This is a genomic window from Komagataeibacter sucrofermentans DSM 15973, assembly GCF_040581405.1.
Taxonomy (GTDB): domain Bacteria; phylum Pseudomonadota; class Alphaproteobacteria; order Acetobacterales; family Acetobacteraceae; genus Komagataeibacter; species Komagataeibacter sucrofermentans.
Genome location: NZ_CP137157.1, coordinates 2,763,473 through 2,781,739, shown reverse-complemented (window position 1 = coordinate 2,781,739; position 18,267 = coordinate 2,763,473). Strand labels below are relative to the sequence as shown.

Annotated in this window: 16 protein-coding genes; 6 read left to right on the top strand and 10 right to left on the bottom strand. The window is 64.1% G+C overall.

Annotation, left to right across the window (positions count from 1 at the left end):
* Positions 1-89 precede the first annotated feature (89 nt).
* Positions 90-554: a helix-turn-helix domain-containing protein gene (locus tag R5N89_RS13125; protein ID WP_110569612.1), complete on the top strand. Its 465-nt coding sequence runs from the start codon at positions 90-92 to the stop codon at positions 552-554.
* A gap of 119 nt (positions 555-673) precedes the next feature.
* On the opposite strand, the gene R5N89_RS13120 is transcribed toward R5N89_RS13125, so the two are convergent.
* From R5N89_RS13120 to R5N89_RS13095, 6 genes are all read right to left on the bottom strand, one after another.
* The gene (locus tag R5N89_RS13120) at positions 674-1,339 is read right to left on the bottom strand and encodes a fused DSP-PTPase phosphatase/NAD kinase-like protein (RefSeq protein WP_110569611.1); all 666 of its coding nucleotides are present in this window, start codon (positions 1,337-1,339) and stop codon (positions 674-676) included.
* A gap of 95 nt (positions 1,340-1,434) precedes the next feature.
* On the bottom strand, positions 1,435-2,217 hold the full coding sequence (locus R5N89_RS13115; RefSeq protein WP_078525748.1) for a succinate dehydrogenase iron-sulfur subunit: 783 nt from the start codon (positions 2,215-2,217) through the stop codon (positions 1,435-1,437).
* Positions 2,218-2,243: 26 nt separating this feature from the next.
* Entirely contained in the window at positions 2,244-4,055 is a 1,812-nt protein-coding gene (sdhA, locus tag R5N89_RS13110; protein WP_110569610.1) for a succinate dehydrogenase flavoprotein subunit, read from the bottom strand.
* Between the two features lie 97 nt (positions 4,056-4,152).
* The gene (gene sdhD, locus R5N89_RS13105; RefSeq protein WP_110569609.1) at positions 4,153-4,584 is read right to left on the bottom strand and encodes a succinate dehydrogenase, hydrophobic membrane anchor protein; all 432 of its coding nucleotides are present in this window, start codon (positions 4,582-4,584) and stop codon (positions 4,153-4,155) included.
* A gap of 2 nt (positions 4,585-4,586) precedes the next feature.
* Positions 4,587-4,979, bottom strand: a complete 393-nt coding sequence (sdhC, locus tag R5N89_RS13100; RefSeq protein ID WP_110569608.1) for a succinate dehydrogenase, cytochrome b556 subunit — start codon at positions 4,977-4,979, stop codon at positions 4,587-4,589.
* Positions 4,980-5,222: 243 nt separating this feature from the next.
* Positions 5,223-6,242, bottom strand: coding sequence for an aspartate-semialdehyde dehydrogenase (locus R5N89_RS13095; protein WP_078525753.1), 1,020 nt, complete (start codon positions 6,240-6,242; stop codon positions 5,223-5,225).
* Between the two features lie 281 nt (positions 6,243-6,523).
* On the opposite strand from R5N89_RS13095, the gene zwf reads away from it, so the two are divergent.
* Positions 6,524-8,068 carry a glucose-6-phosphate dehydrogenase gene (gene zwf / locus R5N89_RS13090; protein WP_110569607.1) on the top strand — a complete coding sequence of 515 codons (1,545 nt, stop codon included), beginning with the start codon at positions 6,524-6,526 and terminating at the stop codon, positions 8,066-8,068.
* A gap of 149 nt (positions 8,069-8,217) precedes the next feature.
* Here the strand turns inward: zwf and R5N89_RS13085 are convergent, their stop codons facing one another.
* From R5N89_RS13085 to R5N89_RS13070, 4 genes are all read right to left on the bottom strand, one after another.
* On the bottom strand, positions 8,218-8,751 hold the full coding sequence (locus R5N89_RS13085; protein WP_110569606.1) for a Spy/CpxP family protein refolding chaperone: 534 nt from the start codon (positions 8,749-8,751) through the stop codon (positions 8,218-8,220).
* A gap of 51 nt (positions 8,752-8,802) precedes the next feature.
* Positions 8,803-9,168: a hypothetical protein gene (locus tag R5N89_RS13080; protein ID WP_110569605.1), complete on the bottom strand. Its 366-nt coding sequence runs from the start codon at positions 9,166-9,168 to the stop codon at positions 8,803-8,805.
* 88 nt (positions 9,169-9,256) lie between these two features.
* On the bottom strand, positions 9,257-9,901 hold the full coding sequence (locus tag R5N89_RS13075) for a 2OG-Fe(II) oxygenase (protein ID WP_110569604.1): 645 nt from the start codon (positions 9,899-9,901) through the stop codon (positions 9,257-9,259).
* A 107-nt stretch (positions 9,902-10,008) separates the two neighbouring features.
* Positions 10,009-10,347, bottom strand: coding sequence for a carboxymuconolactone decarboxylase family protein (locus tag R5N89_RS13070; RefSeq protein WP_110569603.1), 339 nt, complete (start codon positions 10,345-10,347; stop codon positions 10,009-10,011).
* Between the two features lie 120 nt (positions 10,348-10,467).
* Here R5N89_RS13070 and zapE point away from each other — a divergent pair, with 120 nt between their 5' ends.
* From zapE to lpdA, 4 genes are all read left to right on the top strand, one after another.
* Positions 10,468-11,667, top strand: a complete 1,200-nt coding sequence (gene zapE / locus R5N89_RS13065; RefSeq protein ID WP_110569602.1) for a cell division protein ZapE — start codon at positions 10,468-10,470, stop codon at positions 11,665-11,667.
* Between the two features lie 346 nt (positions 11,668-12,013).
* Positions 12,014-14,887, top strand: a complete 2,874-nt coding sequence (locus R5N89_RS13060) for a 2-oxoglutarate dehydrogenase E1 component (protein WP_110569601.1) — start codon at positions 12,014-12,016, stop codon at positions 14,885-14,887.
* Positions 14,888-15,008: 121 nt separating this feature from the next.
* Positions 15,009-16,268, top strand: coding sequence for a 2-oxoglutarate dehydrogenase complex dihydrolipoyllysine-residue succinyltransferase (odhB, locus tag R5N89_RS13055; protein ID WP_110569600.1), 1,260 nt, complete (start codon positions 15,009-15,011; stop codon positions 16,266-16,268).
* A gap of 69 nt (positions 16,269-16,337) precedes the next feature.
* Positions 16,338-18,074: a dihydrolipoyl dehydrogenase gene (lpdA, locus tag R5N89_RS13050; protein ID WP_110569599.1), complete on the top strand. Its 1,737-nt coding sequence runs from the start codon at positions 16,338-16,340 to the stop codon at positions 18,072-18,074.
* Positions 18,075-18,267 lie beyond the last annotated feature (193 nt).

The window sequence follows — 18,267 nt, the reverse complement described above, 5'->3', positions numbered from 1 at the left end:
CCCGGCCATCATCTGATGGGTATCTGCACGTTCCAGCGGTTTGCGCCGTGTGAGACAGGAAAGGTAAGGCTATTACTGTGATCGGGAAAATGTCTGCTGCGTCCAACCCGGTGGATGTGCATGTTGGCAACCGTATCCGCCTGCGCCGTACCCTGCTTGGCATGTCACAGGAGCGGTTGGGCAATGCTCTTGGCCTCACATTCCAGCAGGTGCAGAAATACGAGCGTGGCCGCAACCGTGTTGGTGCGTCGCGTCTGTATGACCTTGCCTGCGTGCTCAACGTGCCGGTGGCCTTCTTTTTCGAGGGCCTGCCCGATCGTGGCATGGAGCAGGATGCGGGTGTTGGGGCTGAAGTGGCGGGCATGGCTGAGCCTGCGGCCAGCGTAGCCCCGCTTCCTGCCCTGAAGGAAGAGAGCAGGGGGGAGATGCCGGTCGATGATCTCGCCCTGCTATCGCGCCGCGAGACGATCGACCTGGTGCGCGCCTATTACGGAATCGAGGATAGCGGCACGCGCCGCCGCGTGCTGGATCTTGTACGCTCCATGGGAGCGTAAGCCTGTCATCATGAGACAGTTTTTGGGTGCCGCCCGTTTTTCACAAAGACGGTGTTTTTAAAGCTTTTTGAAAAAAGCTTCACCAAAGACTTTTTTATGATGACCGGCGTTCCCCATTGTCATTCCCGCCGCAGCACCTGATCGGTCATGAAGGACGCGATCCTGCCCGCGCGGAAATCATGGCGCAGGCGGTCTTCGTCATATTCCGTGCGCACCCAGTCCATGAAGGGAATGCGCCCTTCCGCTTCCGCCGCGTAGCGCAGGAAGAACGCATCAAGCACGCCGGTGCGTGATGAGTTGAAATGCCCGTTCTTCCATGAAAGCTGGCGTAGCGCCTGCCTGGCCGTGCCGCCCTCGAACAGGATCACCAGCCCCGCCGCAAGCCCCGTGCGGTCAGCGCCCGACTTGCAGTGCATGAGCATGGGAAAGCGGATATCATCGCGGTAGATGCGCTCAAAGCGCTCGATGCGGTCGCGGTGGGGGGCGTTGCGGCTTTCAAACGCCATGTCGATATGCCGCAGGCCAAGGGCGTGGGCTGCCTCGCGTGAGAGCGCATCCGAGCCACATTTGCGGTGCCCGCGCAGGTTGACCAGCGTTTTCAGGCCCAGGCGGCGCGTGGCCAGCCGCAGTCGCCACGGCGTGGGGTGGTTGCAGCGATAGACCCGGCCGGGAATGACCGTGCGGAAGTTGGTCCAGGTCTGGCGCAGGATGGCGTGGTCAACAAACAGGCTGTCGATCCAGGCGCGGCTTCGGCCAGCGGGGGTGGACAGGTTTCCCTCAAACACCGGCCTTGTCCTTTCAAATGGGTGGAGACGAAAAAAGCGCTGGATTTTTCACATCCAGCGCTTTCCGCGTCAATCACGAATGAAGGAAGAAGCCCTTACGCCTTGCGTTCAAGCTGCAGTTCCTTGATCCGGCCAATCGCCTTGGCGGGGTTCAGGCCCTTGGGGCAGGTCTGGGTGCAGTTCATGATGGTGCGGCAGGCATAGAGCTTGAGCGGATCTTCCAGCGCATCCAGCCGGTCGCCCGCATGCTCGTCGCGGCTGTCGGCAATCCAGCGATAGGCCGCCAGCAGCGTTGCCGGGCCGAGGTAGCGATCACCATTCCACCAGTAGGACGGGCACGAGGTGGAGCAGCAGAAGCACAGGATGCACTCCCACATGCCATCAAGCTCGGCGCGTTCCTCAATGCTCTGGCGGCGCTCGGAATCGGGCGGCGGCGCGGTATCGGATTTCAGCCACGGGTCGATCGAGCGCAGCTGGGCATAGGCGCCATCAAGGTCGGGCACCAGATCCTTGATAACCGGCATGTGCGGCAGCGGATAGATCGCGATATCGCCCTCGATGTCGCGGATGGGCTTGAGGCAGGCCAGCGTGTTCTCGCCCGCGATGTTCATGGCGCACGACCCGCAGATGCCCTCGCGGCACGAGCGGCGGAAGGTGAGCGTGGAGTCCACATCGTTCTTGATGTGGATCAGCGCGTCGAGCACCATCGGGCCGATCTTGTCGAGGTCGATCTCATAGGTATCGACCACGGGGTTGCTGTCATCATCCGGGCTCCAGCGATAGATCCGGAAATTCTTGACATTGGAGGCACCGGGGGCTGCCGTGAAAATGCGGCCTTTGCCCACCGTGCTGTTCTTTGGCAGTCTGAATTCGACCATCGTCTCGTTCCTTTTCCGCCGTTACGTCAGTAGACGCGCTTCTTGGGGGGGAAGACCTGCACATCGTCGGTCAGCGTTTTCATGTGCACGGGGCGGTAGCTCAGCGTGACATCGCCCGCGTCGGTCATGTGGGCGACGGTGTGCTTCATCCAGTTCTTGTCATCACGATCGGGATAATCGTCATGGGCCTGCGCGCCGCGGCTTTCGTGGCGGGCATCGGCGCCTGCCATGGTCACGGTGGCGTTGGCGAGCAGGTTCTCGAACTCGAGCGCTTCCATCAGGTCACTGTTCCAGATCAGCGAGCGGTCGTTGATCGAGATGTCGGGCAGTTCCGACCAGATTTCCTTTATCTTCTCCACACCCTGCGCCAGGCTTTCGGTATTGCGGAAGACGGCGGCGTGCTTTTGCATGGTGCGCTGCAGCTTGGAGCGCATGTCGGCCACATGGGTCTTGCCCTTGGCGTAGCGCAGCCTGTCAAAGCGCGCGATCGCGGCCTCGCCCGCGCCTTCGGGCAGCGGCGGGATCACTTCCTCGCTCTTGATGGTGGCGGCGGCGCGCTGGGCGGCGGCGCGGCCAAACACCACAAGGTCGAGCAGCGAGTTGGTGCCAAGGCGGTTGGCGCCATGCACGGACACGCAGGCGGCTTCACCCACGGCCATCAGGCCGGGCACTACCGCATCGACATCGTCAGCCGTGGGGCGGATGACCTCGCCATGGTAGTTGGTGGGGATGCCACCCATGTTGTAGTGCACCGTGGGCAGGACCGGCACCGGCTCCTTGGTCACGTCGATGCCCGCGAAGATGCGCGCGGTCTCGGAAATGCCGGGCAGGCGCTCATGCAGGATCTCGGGGCCAAGATGCTCGAGATGGAGCATGATGTAGTTCTTCTCCGGCCCGCAGCCACGCCCTTCGTTGATTTCGATGGTCATGGCGCGCGAGACGACATCGCGGGAGGCGAGATCCTTGGCGGTGGGCGCATAACGCTCCATGAAGCGCTCGCCCTTGGAGTTGGTGAGGTAGCCACCTTCGCCACGGCAGCCTTCCGTCAGCAGGCAGCCTGCGGGGAAGATGCCGGTGGGGTGGAACTGCACGAACTCCATGTCCTGCATGGGAATGCCCGCGCGGATGGCCATGCCGCCGCCATCACCGGTGCAGGTGTGGGCCGAGGTGCACGAATGATAGGCGCGGCCATAGCCGCCGGTGGCCAGAACCACCTTCTGCGCGCGGAAGCGGTGCAGCGTGCCATCTTCCAGGCACCAGGCCATCACGCCACGGCATGTGCCGTCTTCATCCATGATCAGGTCGATGGCGAAGTATTCGACAAAGAATTCGACGTTATGCTTCAGGCACTGCTGGTACAGCGTGTGCAGGATGGCATGGCCCGTGCGGTCGGCGGCGGCGCAGGCGCGGGGCACCGGGGCCTCGCCATAATTGCGCATGTGGCCACCGAAGGGGCGCTGGTAGATCTTGCCATCTTCCGTGCGTGAAAACGGCACGCCCATGTGCTCGAGTTCCTGCACGGCGGGCACGGCCTCGCGGCACATGTATTCGATGGCGTCCTGATCGCCCAGCCAGTCCGACCCCTTTACGGTGTCGTACATGTGCCAGCGCCAGTTATCCTCGGCCATGTTGCCAAGCGATGCGCCAATGCCGCCCTGCGCTGCGACGGTGTGGCTGCGTGTGGGGAAAACCTTGGTCACGCAGGCGGTCTTGAGGCCAGCGGCCCCCATGCCCAGCGTGGCCCTCAGGCCGGAGCCACCAGCGCCTACGACAACCACGTCATATGCGTGGTCAACGATCCTGTAGGAGCCGGTGAGTGGTGAAGTGGTCGCGTTCATTTCTTGGACGTGTCCCGATGCTCGTTCGGACGGCCGGCCGCGGGTGCGGCCCGCCGGTCCGCGAATGTCATGTTCTGCTCAGGCGATTGCGCGGGCTTCAGCCCGCGGCGATCGTGCTCCGGCTGCTGCCGGCCAGCGCCAGCTTCAGTACGGAAACCGTGCCGAACAGACCCAGAAGGAAGACGATCCCCTTCATCAGCAGGCCAGCAGGCAGGTGCGCCTTGCCGTGCACATAGTCATCAATGATGACCTGCAGCCCAAGCTGGGTGTGATAGAAGGTCAGGATCACCAGCGACAGCATCATGGTGGTGTTGAAGGGGCGCGCGCCCCACTTCGCCACTTCCGGCTGTGATGCGCCAGCAAGGCGGAACACCTGGATCACGAACCAGCCCGACAGCGGCACGAGGGCCACCGCCGAGGCGCGCTCGGCCCACCAGTGGCCGACACCGGCCTGCCCCGAACCCAGGCCCCGTGCGCGCGAAAGCTGCGAGCGCATGACCGTGACATGTGGCTTCTTTGGATTGCTCATGGTCAGGATGCCTTCTTGCGGGAGCGACAGATCGCAACGCCAACGATACCGGCAACAAGGGCTGCCGTGGTGCCGAGTGTTACACCCACGGCAACCGGCCCATCCTCGTTGATTTCCTTTTTGGAGAAGCGATAGCCGCTATCCCACGCCAGATGGCGCAGCCCTGCCACGAAGTGGTAGACCAGAGCCAGCGCCCAGCCTGCCATCAGCATCTGGCCAAGCGGGTTGCCGGTCACTTTCTGGACCTTGCTGAAAGATTTTGGTCCCTTTGCCGCCGCGCTGATCCAGCACAGGCCAAGTGCCGAACCGCCTGCGGCGGCGACACCAGCAGCGCGGTTCGCGATTGAAAGGAACATGGAAAGACGGAAGCGGTAGACCTGGAGGTGTGGGGACATAGGCCGCCTGGTCAGAGTTCCGTCGCTTCGCTGCCCTACATAGAGCGCATCACGGACATCCTGCATGGTCGTCTCGTCAATTTCCCTGTTATGGCTTCGGTTTGTTCCGTCGCCTTGTCTGAATTCGGTCCTACGCCGCGCGGCGGGCGGGGTCAACGCAGGCGGGGAACACGAGGTTGAGAGACGCCACCCCCGCCGTGGTGGCGGTACAGCCGCGCTGCACCGCCATCACAGGCCCGTCCTTCAGTGTCCGAGCAGGTCGAGGGCGACCATGGTTTCGGCAATCTGCACCGCGTTCAGGGCAGCGCCCTTGCGCAGGTTGTCGGCCACGCACCAAAAGCCGAGTCCGTTGGGCACGGTGGGGTCGATGCGCAGGCGCGAGACATAGGTCGCATCCTCGCCCACGATCTCGAGCGGGGTGGCGTAGCCGCCATCCTCGCGCTTGTCGTGCAGCACCACGCCGGGTGCCTCGCGCAGGGCCTCGCGGGCACGTGCAAGATCAACGGGTTCCTCGAATTCAACGGTAATGGCCTCGGCATGGCCAATGAACACCGGCACCCGCACACAGGTGGCGAAAACCGCGATGTCGGGGTCGAGGATCTTGCGGGTCTCGACCGTCATCTTCCACTCTTCCTTCGTCGCGCCATCATCCATGAAGCGGTCGATATGGGGAATGCAGTTGAACGCGATCTGCTTGGTGAACTGCTCGGCCTTGAGCGGGTCGCCCACAAGGCTGCCACGCGCCTGGTTGAACAGCTCGTCCATGCCGCTCTTGCCCGCGCCCGCAACCGCCTGGTAGGTGGCCACCACCACGCGCCTGATTGTGAACAGGTCGTGCAGCGGCTTGAGGGCAACCACCATCTGGATGGTCGAGCAGTTCGGGTTGGCAATGATGCCGCGCTTCGCCTTCTTCACATCGTTGGGATTGACCTCGGGCACCACGAGCGGCACATCCGGTTCCATGCGGAAGTGGGATGTGTTGTCGATCACGATGCAGCCAGCCTTGGCCGCGCGCGGCGCATGCACGGCCGAGACCGCGCCGCCGGGCGAGAAGAGGGCCACATCCCAGCCGGTGAAGTCGAAGGTCTCGAGGTTCTGCACCTTGAGCACCTTTTTATCGCCAAACGAGACTTCCTTGCCCGCCGAACGGGCGGAGGCGAGGGCCACGATCTCATCCACAGGGAACTGGCGCTCGGCCAGAGTCTTGAGGATTTCGCGCCCCACAGCACCGGTGGCGCCCACCACCGCAACGCGGTAACCCATAATCTTCTTTCCTGTCCTGTCATGCCGGTCCATTCGCGCGGAACGGGCCGTTTTCCGTCACTGTAGGCACACCTAGAGCCTGTGCCGCCAACGTGCAAGCAGCCTGTGCCGCCCCAAACGGGGGAATCGAATCGGGGGCAGGTCAAGGTGGCGGCTTCCATGCGGTGATAGGCCTTGTGGCGTACCGCGTGCCCGAGGCACGCTTGACCCATCGCGCCCGTGCGTGGGGGGCCTTTGTGGCCTCACCCGCGGCCGCGCAGGCAAGGACGGTTAGAGAGATCATGGCCTCACCAACTGATATTTCCGCAACGCCCGGCACGGTATTGCCGGTCACCCCCGCAGGCGCGCACCGCGCGCCGCCGTGCACGCTGGTCATATTTGGCGCGCATGGCGACCTGACCAAGCGCCTGCTGGTGCCTGCGCTGTACAATCTGGTGGGCAGCGGCCTGCTGCATCCGGATTTCCGCGTGATCGGGGTGGACCGGGTGGACAGCACCACCGCTGCGTGGCGCGACGGACTGAATGCCATGATGCAGTCCTTTACCCACGACCCCAATGCCGAATTCCACCCCGCCAGCATCAATGCCGCGCAGTGGGACTGGCTGGCGCAGCGGATGGAATACGTGAAGTCGGATTTCAGCGATGTTGATGCCATCCGCAATCTCGGCAGCCAGTTGCCCGCCAATGCCATCTTCTACCTTGCCATCCCCTCGCGCTTTTTCGCCACCGTGGTGGAAACGCTGGGTGCCGCCGGAGTCGTGGCGCAGAAGGATGGCGCCTTCCGCCGGGTGGTGATTGAAAAGCCGTTTGGCTCCGATCTCGCCTCCGCGAAAGAACTCAATCGCCGCGTGCTCTCGGTGCTTGACGAGTCGCAGGTGTTCCGCATCGACCACTTCCTGGGCAAGGAGACGGTGCAGAACATTCTCGCCATGCGATTCGGCAACCTGATCTTCGAGCCGCTGTGGCGCAACGAATATGTCGATCATATCGAGATCACCGCCGCCGAGACCATTGGCGTGGAGCAGCGCGGCGCGTTCTATGAGCCCACCGGCGCGCTGCGCGACATGGTGCCCAACCACCTGTTCCAGCTTTTCGCCATGGTGGCGATGGAGCCGCCCAACACCTTTGATGCCGAGAGCGTGCGCAATGCCAAGGAGCAGCTGTTCGAGGCCGTAACCCCCATTGACCCGAAAGACGCCGTGCGCGGCCAGTACGCAGCCGGCACGGTGGAGGGCAAACCCATGGTGGGCTACCGCGAAAGCCCCGGCGTGGCCCCCCACAGCAATACCGAGACCTATGTGGCGCTCAAGCTGCATGTCGAGAACTGGCGCTGGGCGGGCGTGCCGTTCTACCTGCGCACCGGCAAGGGGCTGGGCGGGCGCCGCACGGAGGTGGTGGTGCAGTTCCGCAAGCCGCCGATGCTGATGTTCCGCGATACCGAGACCGGGAACCTGCCGCCCAACCGCATCATCCTCAACATCCAGCCAGCCCAGGGGCTGACGGTGGAGCTTGGCGCGAAAAAGCCGGGGCCGGAAATGGACCTGACCGACGTGCAGGCCCGCTTCCGGTATGAGGACGTGTTCACCAAGTCACCCAATGTGGGCTACGAGACCCTGCTTTATGACTGCCTGATGGGTGATGAGACCCTGTTCCAGCGCGCTGACAATATCGAGGCGGCATGGAAGGCGGTCGATCCGGTGCTGCAGGCCTGGGCGCAGGACAGCACAGGCCCCGAACTGTATGAAGCAGGCGCTACCGGCCCCAAGGGCGCGGATGCGTTGCTCGCGCGTGACGGGCGGGCCTGGTACCCGTTGGATAAAGCCTGAAAAAACAGAAGTTTTTGGGCGTCGCCTTTTTTTAAAAAGGCGGCGTTCTTCCAAAGCTTTTTGAAAAAAGCTTCAAAAACTTTTTCACATAATAAAAAAGCCCGCGCCATCATGGCGCGGGCTTTTTTTCATGCCTGTGGCGCAGTTGGTTACTGCGCGGCGGGGGCGGCTGTTGTCGCGCCCTGTGCTGCGGCAGCACGTTCCTGCTGCTTCTCGGCATGCTCGCTGTCGCCCTGAACGAACAGGGTATCGGCATGCTTGCGCTGCTTTTTGGAGAAGCTGTCATAAAGCGGGGCAAATGCGCTGTTGAGCGTCTGCATGTCATGCGCGCGCTCGGCCACGAGGTCGGCATAGGACTGCATGTTTTCCACCGCGTTCATCTTGGGCAGCTTGTCGCGGCGGGCCTCGATGGCGTCATGCAGGCGCTGGGCGTTGTCCATCATGTCCTGCGCGAACGGCGTCCACAGGGCTTCCTGCTTTTTGGTGATGCCCAGCTCGTCATGCAGGGCCTTGATGTGGGCCTCGACCTCATCGGGGGCGGGGTCGCGCGGGGTGTGGGCGAGTGATGCGGTCGAGCTGGGCGTGCCCTGCGCTGCGGGGGCCGCAGGCTGCGGGTCGGCAGCCATGGCCATGGCGGGCAGCATCAGCAGGGCGGCAGCGGGGAGAAACCGGCGGAACATCATGTTGTATATTTTCCTTCGCGGGAGAGAGTGGATGCGTGGGATGTCAGGCGGTCAGTAACCGCCGCCATAGGGGTAATAGGCTGGCGGCGGGGGCGGCGGGGGCGGCGCGGGGTAATAGGCGGGCGGCGGCGGGGCGGCCCCCCGCTCGGCCAACGCGCTGCCCAGCATGGCCCCAACCGCGAGGCCTGCAATGCCGCTGCCCACGGCCAGCCCCGCGCCGCCACCACGGCGGCCACCGCCGCGCCATCCGCCATGCCAACCGCCGCCATGCGGCGGGCCACCATGCCAGCCGGGGCCAGGTCCGGGGCCGGGTCCGCCACGCCAGGGCTGGGCATGAGCCGCAGGCACGGCGGTGGCCAGCAGCCCAAGGGCGAAGCTGGCTGACAGGAGGGAAGCAGTAAGTTTACGCAGCTTCATGGGCTTTGAGTACCTCGGCGTATCGTGAAGGCGAAGAACGGGGGCACGATAGGCGCCCCGCGTGGCGAAACAATGGCCCGGGCCGTGTTCAGGCCACCCAGGGCAACCGCTTGGTCAGGGCGGATAACCGGTGGCGACGCAGTTCGTTGCGCGCGCGGGTGTCATTGGTCATGTAATTGAGCTGGATGGTATGGCGCGGGCCGACATACTGCCGGTGTCCATGCCATGTGTCCGGCCCGTTGGGAAAGATGAGCAGCGTGCCGTTGACGGGCGGGATCTCGGCGGCGAAATCCTCAAGGTCATGCCCGTTGCGCAACAGGCGCAGGCAGCCTTCATGCCGCGCCCAGGCGGCCTCATCGGCAGGGTTGAGGTAGAGCAGCACGGTCACGCGCTTGCTGTCGGAATCGCGGTGGATGCGCCCGTCCTTTGCCCGCGTGCGCCCGCGCAGGGTCAGCATGGTGGGGGCGGCATCAAGGTCGAGATCGAATTTGGTGGCGATGGCCTGCCGCAGGCGTGGCCCTTCCAGCTCCGCCACCAGCCCCGCCATGAGCGGTGACAGGCTGAGTGCCGCGGGCGGAAACGACCCGCCCGAGCGGATGTCGGGCATGCTCGTGGCCAGTGCGCGCAGGTCGGCGGGCGTGATGAAATGCGGCACCACCACATGGGCAAAGGGCGTGGTTGCGACGGGCGTCGCTTCAAGTGCCGCATAGTCGGGGGTGACGGGTTGGATCATGCCATCTCTGCAAGCACGCGGGTGAAAACGGCCCCGGTCATCGGGCCAGAAAGCCAATATGCGCCAGACTAGGACCAGTTGCCTTCACCCGCAAGTGATCGCGCGGATCAGGGCTTGAGCGTATCCACCGCATCGAGCACGCGGCTGGAATAGACCGCGGCGGCCCCTGCGTTCAGCGCCACGGCAACGCCCAGCGCCTCGGCAATTTCCGCCTTCGTGGCTCCGGCTTTGACCGCCGCGGCGGAATGGACGGAGATGCACCCGTCGCACCGTGTGGTCACGGCCACGGCCAGCGCGATGAGTTCGCGGGTCTTGGCATCGAGGTGGCCGGTTTCGGCCCCTGCCCGGTCGAGGGTCTGGAGTCCCTTGAGCGTGCCGGGTGAAAGGGTGGCAAACGCACCGATGGACTCGCCAAGATGGGCGCGGTAGGCGTTCCAGTCAGTCATCACAAATCCTCCATATGATGGGGTTTGAGTTCACCAGATGGAGAGAACCCCTGTCATGACACAGTTTGGCGAGATCGGGGCCTTGCTGGGGGTTTTTGAACGGACTATCGCCAAAATATCATGAACACCGATATTGCCCCCGCCCGCCTGTCCGCTGCGGCGCTGCCCGCAGGCACCGGCCCCTTCGCCGCCTATGAGGCCCGCGTGGCTTCAGGCCGTCTTGACCGCGACCCCGAGCAGGAAAAAGCCGCCCGCAGGCTCGACCAGCTCTGGCGCGAACTGCGCGACTACCACCCCGTGGTCCAGTCCGCCCCGCCCGCGAGTGGCTGGCTTGGCGGGCTGAAGGCGCGGCTTGGCCTCGCGGGCAGGCCGGCGCAGGCGCAGCCCCGGCCGCGCGGCGTGTACATGGTGGGGCAGGTGGGGCGTGGCAAAACCATGCTGATGGACCTGTTCTTCAGCCTCGCCCCGGTCGAGCACAAGCGCCGGGTGCATTTCCACCGCTTCATGCAGGATGTGCACCAGCGCCTACATGACATGAAGGAAGCCGACCCCGACCTGTCCGATCCCATTCCCCCGCTTGCCCGCCAGATCGCGCAGGAGGCGTGGCTGCTGTGCTTTGATGAATTCCAGGTCAATGACATCGCGGACGCCATGATCCTTGGCCGCCTGTTCGACTACCTGTTCGCCGATGGCGTGGTGGTGGTCGCCACATCCAACACGAAGCCCGAGGACCTGTTTCAGGACCGGCCCGGCGCCGATGCGTTCAAGCCCTTCATCGCCGCGATCCTCAAGGAGGTCGATACCGTCATCCTCGATTCCCCGCGTGATTACCGCCGGGGCAACGCACCGGGCATGCAGACATGGATCATCCCCGTCGATGCGGCGGCGACAAAGGAACTCGACTCGATCTTTGGCCGCCTGGCCGATGGCGCGCCGGTCGTGCCCGTAACCCTCGACATCATGGGCCGCCCGCTCAGGGTTGCGCGCGCGGCAGGCCCGGTTGCGCGGTTCAGCTTTGCCGATCTGTGCGGCAGGCCGCTCGGCGCGGGTGATTACCTGGCACTGGCCACGCGCTTCCCCAACCTCGTGCTCGATGGCGTGCCGCGCATGGGGCCGGACAATTTTGACGAGGCGCGACGCTTCATCGTGCTGATCGACACGCTGTACGAACAGAACGTCAAGCTGTTTGCCTCCGCCGAGGACCGCCCCGATGCCATCTATGCCAAAGGGCAGGGGGCGACCGCGTTCGAGCGCACGGCTTCCCGCCTCGAGGAGATGCAGAGTGCGGCCTACATGCAGTTGCCGCACCTCAACGCATGATGGGTAAAAACGGCGGAAGGGTCACGCCATCGTGACGGTTATGGCGATGGTGTGACTGCCGGGGCGGTAGGCAAGCCGTGCGGTCTTTGCTTGGGTATGGGCAAGTTCGCATCAGCCGGGAGCCATGCCGCAGAAAGTGATGTTTTGCAGCGCCATGCCCCGCCATCACGGGTCAGGCACGAAAATGTCAGTATGCGCGGCAAGCAGACCTGATCCTGATGAATGATGGCGGCATCCCGGCAAGGGTGCGGCTAGGGTAGCGATACAAATCGGGCCGGCTGCCGTTTCAGGCCGGATCCGGAAATAGCGCGGCCACAAAGGCCGCCAGCGAGGAGATGTCTTCAATATGGCGGGCGTAGATATTCTTTCGACCGCATTCAGCGGCGCCAATACGGCCTATCTGGCCGAGTTGTATGCGCGCTGGGTGGCCGATCCCAACAGCGTCGATCCTTCCTTTGCCTCCCTGTTCCAGGAACTGCATGAGGAAGGCACCGAAATCGTTCATGATGCGGAAGGGGCCTCCTGGGCGCCGCGCCCGCATATCATCACCGGCGATGAACCGGCTCCTCTGCCCAATGGCAAGGCGGCGGGCGTTACGGCGGAGAGCCTGAAGGCGGCGGCTGATGACAGCCTGCGTGCGACCCAGCTCATCCGCGCCTTCCGCGTGCGCGGCCACCTCGAGGCGCGGCTCGATCCGCTCGGCCTGCAGGTGCCCAAGCCCCATGCGGATCTCGACCCCGCCACCTACGGCTTTGGCCCCAAGGACTGCGACCGCCCGATCTATCTTGGCCATATCGTCGCCAGCCTGATCGGTTCGGACACCGCCACCATCAACCAGGTGCTCGATGCCCTGCGCGCGGTCTATTGCGGGCCGATCGGCGCCGAGTTCATGCACATCCAGGACCCCGAGCAGCGCATGTGGGTGCAGGCGCGGCTTGAGGGCGATAACTGGCGCAAGGGTGCGACACCCGAGCAGAAAAAGGTCATCCTGCAGCAGCTGACCGAGGCGGAGGGCTTCGAGTCCTTCTGCCAGAAGCGTTATGTCGGCACCAAGCGCTTCGGCCTTGAGGGCGAGGACGTGACCATCCCCGCGCTGCACGCCATCATTGACCAGGCGGCACAGGGCGGCGTGCGCTCGGTGGCCATCGGCATGCCGCATCGCGGGCGTCTGAACACGCTCGTCAACATCGTGCGCAAGCCCTACACCGCCATCTTCAGTGAATTCGCCGGCGTGTCCTTCAGGCCTGACGACGTGCAGGGCTCGGGTGATGTGAAATACCATCTCGGCACCTCCACCGATGTCGAGATTGGCGGCACCCCCGTGCACATCTCGCTCCAGCCCAACCCCTCGCATCTCGAGGCGGTCGATCCGGTCGTGATCGGCAAGGTGAGGGCCACGCAGGATGATGACGACCCCCACCAGCGCGGCCGCCACATGGGTGTGCTGCTGCATGGTGATGCGGCCTTCGCGGGGCAGGGCATCGTGTATGAAACGCTGGCCATGTCGCAGCTGATCGGCTACCGCACCGGCGGCACGATCCATGTCGTGGTCAATAACCAGATCGGGTTCACCACCGTATCGGTCCATTCCTTCTCGGGCCTGTACTGCACGGACGTGGCCAAGGCGGTGCAGGCGCCGATCCTGCACGTCAATGGCGACGAGCCGGAGGCGGTGATCTACTGTTCGCGCCTTGCTGCCGAGTTCCGCCAGAAGTTCGCATCCGACGTGGTGCTCGACATCGTGGGGTACCGCCGCCACGGCCATAACGAGTCCGATGAGCCGTCATTCACCCAGCCCACCATGTACAAGGCCATCGCGGCGCGCCCGACCATCCGCACGCTGTATTCCGACCGCCTGGTGCGTGAAGGCGTGCTGACCGAAGCCGAGGTCACCGCCGAGTGGGATGGCTTCCACAACAAGCTCGAGCAGGCCTATCAGGCAGCCCAGGGCTACAAGCCCAACAAGGCCGACTGGCTGGAAGGCGCATGGAAAGGCCTCAAGCCGCCGCCGGTCGACACGACCCTGCCCGCGCCTGAAACCGGTGTCGCCATCGACCGGCTGAAGGAAGTCGGCGCATCGCTGGCCCATGTGCCCGATGATTTCAACGCCAACCCCAAGATCATCCGCCAGCTCAAGGCCAAGGCGAAGATGTTCGAGACCGGCGCAGGCATCGACTGGGCCACGGGCGAAGCGCTGGGTTTTGGCACGCTGCTGCTCGACAAACATCATGTCCGCCTCTCGGGCGAGGACTGCCAGCGCGGCACCTTCAGCCAGCGCCATGCGGTGCTAATCGACCAGGTGAACCAGAACACCTACGTGCCGCTCAACAACATCGCCAAGGACCAGGCGGCCATCGAGATCTACAACTCGCTGCTATCCGAATTTGGCGTGCTGGGCTTTGAATACGGCTACTCGCTGGCCGACCCCAACGCGCTGGTGCTGTGGGAGGCGCAGTTCGGTGACTTCGCCAACGGCGCGCAGGTCATCATCGACCAGTTCATTGCCTCGGGCGAGACCAAGTGGCTGCGCATGTCGGGCCTCGTGATGCTGCTGCCGCATGGCTATGAAGGGCAGGGGCCGGAGCATTCCTCCGCCCGCCTCGAGCGCTACCTGCAGCTTTGCGCCGAGAACAACATGCGGGTGTGCAACATCACCACGCCGGCCAACTACTTCCATGCGCTGCGCCGCCAGCTGTTCCTCGACTACCGCAAGCCGCTGATCATCATGACGCCGAAGTCCCTGCTGCGCCACAAGCTGGCGGTGTCGGAACTCAAGGATTTCGGGCCGGGCACGCGCTTCCTGCCGGTCATTGGCGAGATCGACCCGATCGCCGCCCCCGACAAGGTGGACCGCGTGGTGATCTGCTCGGGCAAGGTCTATTACGACCTGCTGGCCGAGCGCCGTGAGCGCAAGCTCGATAACGTCGCAATCCTGCGCCTCGAGCAGTTCTATCCCTTCCCCGGCAAGATGCTGGGCGAGGAACTGGCCCGCTACAAACAGGCCAAGGTGATCTGGTGCCAGGAAGAACCCGAGAACATGGGCGGCTGGACCTTTGTCGATCGCCTGATCGAGGGCGTGCTGACCGATATTGGTCACAAGAGCACGCGCCCGACCTTTGTGGGGCGGGTTGCGGCTGCAAGCCCGGCCACGGGCCTTGCCAAGGTGCATGTGGCCGAGCAGGCGGCGCTGGTGAACAAGGCGCTGGGCGTCAGCGCCTGATACAGGCTGGATAGAGCACACATAACATGGGGGCGGCCTGCCGGTCGCACCCCAGATAACGAATGCGGCCGCCCCGCAGCCCGGTTGGGGCAGGGGCGGCCAAGGGATTGGGAAACAGGAAATGTCCGCCGAGATCAAGGTACCGACACTGGGTGAAAGCGTAACCACGGCAACCATCGCCAAGTGGCTCAAGCAGCCGGGTGACGCCGTGAACGAGGATGACCCGTTGGTGGAACTCGAAACCGACAAGGTCAGTGTGGAAGTGCCCGCCCCGCAGGCTGGCGTGCTTGGCCCGCTGCTGGTGCCCGAAGGCGCTGAAGTGGAAGTCGGCACCGTGCTGTCCACCATCGAGGCCGGTAGTGGCGCCGCCCCCAAGGCTGCCGCAGCCCCCGCGCCAAAAAAGGAAGCCGCCCCCGCTGGCGTGCAGGCCCAGCCCGCAACCCCGGGCCCGGTGGCGCGTCCGGCCACCCCGCCGTCTGATGTGGCGGCGCAGGGCGCGGCCAACGTGGCCTTCCCCGCCGCGCGCAAGGTCATGGCCGAGCAGGGTGTAACGCCCGCCCAGGTCGGCACCGGCACGGGCAAGGACGGGCGCATCACCAAGGGCGACGTGCAGAGCTTCCTGGCGCAGCCGCGTACGGCAGCCCCCGCTGCCGCCCCGCGCCCGCCGCGTCAGGACGACCCGCGTGAAGAGCGCGTGAAGATGACGCGCCTGCGCCGCACCATCGCCCGCCGCCTCAAGGACGCGCAGAACACCGCGGCCCTGCTCACCACCTTCAACGAGGTGGACATGTCGGCGGTGATGCAGATGCGCGCCGAATACAAGGAACTGTTCATCAAGAAGCATAACGGCGTGAAGCTGGGCTTCATGTCCATCTTCAGCCGTGCGGTCATTGCGGCGTTGCAGGAATTCCCGGCCATCAATGCCGAGATCGACGGCGATGACGTGATCTACCGCGAGTTCGTCAACCTCGGCATTGCCGTGGGTGGCCCCAACGGGCTGGTCGTGCCCGTGATCCGCGATGCCGACAAGATGGGCTTTGCCCAGATCGAAAGCGCCATCGCAGGCTTTGGCAAGAAGGCGCGCGAAGGCACGCTCAAGATCGATGAACTGTCAGGTGGCACGTTCTCGATCACCAATGGCGGCATCTATGGCTCGCTCATGTCCACGCCCATCATCAACGCGCCGCAGTCGGCCATCCTTGGCATGCATGCCATCCAGGAGCGCCCGATGGCGGTGAACGGGCAGGTGGTGATCCGCCCGATGATGTATATCGCGCTGACCTACGACCACCGGATCGTGGATGGCAAGGAGGCGGTCAGCTTCCTTGTGCGCGTCAAGCAGAACGTGGAAGATCCGCGCCGTCTGCTGCTGCAGGTCTGATGCCTGCCGGGGCCGCGTTTGTGTCGCGGCCCATACGCGCAACCGCATAGCAAGCAGGACTGACAAGACATGACAATCGATATCAAGGTGCCCACGCTGGGCGAGAGCGTGACCACGGCCACGGTCGCCAAATGGCTCAAGCAGCCCGGTGATGCGGTCAATGCCGATGACCCGATCGCCGAGCTGGAAACCGACAAGGTCAGCGTGGAAGTGCCCGCCCCGCAGGCAGGCGTGCTCGGCGCGCATGCCGTAAACGAAGGTGACGAGGTCGAGGTCGGCACCGTGCTGACCACCCTTACGCCGGGTGCTGGCGGTGCCAAGGCGGCTCCGGCTCCTGCCGCCAAGCCTGCACAGGCTGCTGCGCCTGCCACACCCGCCCCGGCTGCCGCGCCCACGCCTGCGGTCGAGGCGCCATCCGAGACGGATTACGACGTGATCGTGATCGGCGCAGGCCCCGGCGGGTATGTGTGCGCCATTCGCGCAGCCCAGCTTGGCTTCAGGGTGGCGTGCGTGGAAAAGCGCGCGACCCTTGGGGGCACCTGCCTCAATGTGGGCTGTATCCCGTCCAAGGCGCTGTTGCAGCAGTCCGAGAATTTCCATGCCGCCAAGGATGAATATGGCGAGATGGGCATCATCATCGACAGCGTGAAGCTGGATCTGGCGAAGATGATGGCGCGCAAGCAGTCCGTGGTCGATGCCAACGTGAAGGGCGTGGAGTTCCTGTTCAAGAAGAACAAGGTTACCTGGCTCAAGGGCACCGGCAAGGTTGAAGGTACGGGCCGCATCACGGTTGATGGTAAGCCGGTTACGGCTAAGCACATCGTCATTGCCAGCGGCAGCGACAGCGCGGGCCTGCCGGGCGTGGATGTGGATGAAAAGCAGATCGTCACCTCCACCGGCGCGCTTGAGCTTTCCAGTGTTCCCAAAAAGCTGGTGGTGATTGGCGGCGGCGTGATCGGCCTTGAGCTGGGCAGCGTGTGGCACCGCCTTGGTGCGGATGTGACGGTAATCGAATATCTCGACCGTCTGGTTCCGGGCACCGATAACGAGGTGGCCAAGACCTTCCAGCGCATCCTGACCAAGCAGGGCCTCAAGATGAAGCTCGGCCACAAGGTGACCAAGGCCGAGAAAGGCCCCAAGGGCGTGACCCTGAGCGTGGAACCCGCCAAGGGTGGCGCGGCTGAAACGCTGGAAGCCGATGTTGTGCTGCTGGCCATTGGCCGCACGGCGGCGAGCAAGGGCTTCGGGCTGGAAGAAGCGGGCATCGAGCTCGACAAGCGCGGCCGCATCGTGACCGACGCGCATTACGCCACCAGCGTGCCCGGCATCTATGCCATTGGTGATGTGATTGCTGGCCCCATGCTGGCTCACAAGGCCGAGGAAGAAGGCGTTGCCATAGCCGAGCTGCTGGCAGGTCAGGCAGGCCATGTGAATTACGGCGCGATCCCTGCCGTGGTCTATACGTGGCCGGAAGTGGCGACCGTGGGCAAGACCGAGGAGAACCTGAAGGAAGAGGGCGTTGCCTACAAGGTTGGCAAATTTCCCTTCACCGCCAATGGCCGCGCGCGCGCCATCGGCATGACCGACGGGTTCGTGAAGGTTCTGGCCGACTCCACCACCGACCAGGTGCTTGGCGTGCACATTATCGGCCCGATGGCGGGCGAACTGATTGCCGAATGCACCATGGCGATCGAGTTTGGCGCCTCGTCGGAGGATATTGCCCGTACCTGCCACGCTCACCCCACGCTGAGCGAGGCGGTGAAGGAAGCAGCCCTCGATGTGGACAAGCGCGCCATCCATATCTGAGCGGCCGCCGCAACAGAAAACCCACCCGGTAACAGGATTACCGGGTGGGTTTTTTTATGAATGCTAAAAAGAAGTTTTTGGATGCCGCCTTTTTTCAAAAAGGCGGCGTTCTTCGAAGCTTTTTGAAAAAAGCTTCACCAAAAACGTCCTTATGATTTCTGGCTCTTAAAAAACGGCAGGGCAGGGGATATCC

Coding starts and splice junctions, on each gene's coding strand:
- sdhC (WP_110569608.1), bottom strand. CDS start 4,979: ATGTCCCCACACCTCCAGGTCTACCGCTTCCGTCTTTCCATGTTCCTT.
- R5N89_RS13125 (WP_110569612.1), top strand. CDS start 90: ATGTCTGCTGCGTCCAACCCGGTGGATGTGCATGTTGGCAACCGTATC.
- lpdA (WP_110569599.1), top strand. CDS start 16,338: ATGACAATCGATATCAAGGTGCCCACGCTGGGCGAGAGCGTGACCACG.
- R5N89_RS13080 (WP_110569605.1), bottom strand. CDS start 9,168: ATGAAGCTGCGTAAACTTACTGCTTCCCTCCTGTCAGCCAGCTTCGCC.
- zwf (WP_110569607.1), top strand. CDS start 6,524: ATGGCCTCACCAACTGATATTTCCGCAACGCCCGGCACGGTATTGCCG.
- R5N89_RS13085 (WP_110569606.1), bottom strand. CDS start 8,751: ATGATGTTCCGCCGGTTTCTCCCCGCTGCCGCCCTGCTGATGCTGCCC.
- R5N89_RS13095 (WP_078525753.1), bottom strand. CDS start 6,242: ATGGGTTACCGCGTTGCGGTGGTGGGCGCCACCGGTGCTGTGGGGCGC.
- sdhA (WP_110569610.1), bottom strand. CDS start 4,055: ATGAACGCGACCACTTCACCACTCACCGGCTCCTACAGGATCGTTGAC.
- R5N89_RS13070 (WP_110569603.1), bottom strand. CDS start 10,347: ATGACTGACTGGAACGCCTACCGCGCCCATCTTGGCGAGTCCATCGGT.
- zapE (WP_110569602.1), top strand. CDS start 10,468: ATGAACACCGATATTGCCCCCGCCCGCCTGTCCGCTGCGGCGCTGCCC.
- sdhD (WP_110569609.1), bottom strand. CDS start 4,584: ATGAGCAATCCAAAGAAGCCACATGTCACGGTCATGCGCTCGCAGCTT.
- R5N89_RS13115 (WP_078525748.1), bottom strand. CDS start 2,217: ATGGTCGAATTCAGACTGCCAAAGAACAGCACGGTGGGCAAAGGCCGC.
- odhB (WP_110569600.1), top strand. CDS start 15,009: ATGTCCGCCGAGATCAAGGTACCGACACTGGGTGAAAGCGTAACCACG.
- R5N89_RS13075 (WP_110569604.1), bottom strand. CDS start 9,901: ATGATCCAACCCGTCACCCCCGACTATGCGGCACTTGAAGCGACGCCC.
- R5N89_RS13060 (WP_110569601.1), top strand. CDS start 12,014: ATGGCGGGCGTAGATATTCTTTCGACCGCATTCAGCGGCGCCAATACG.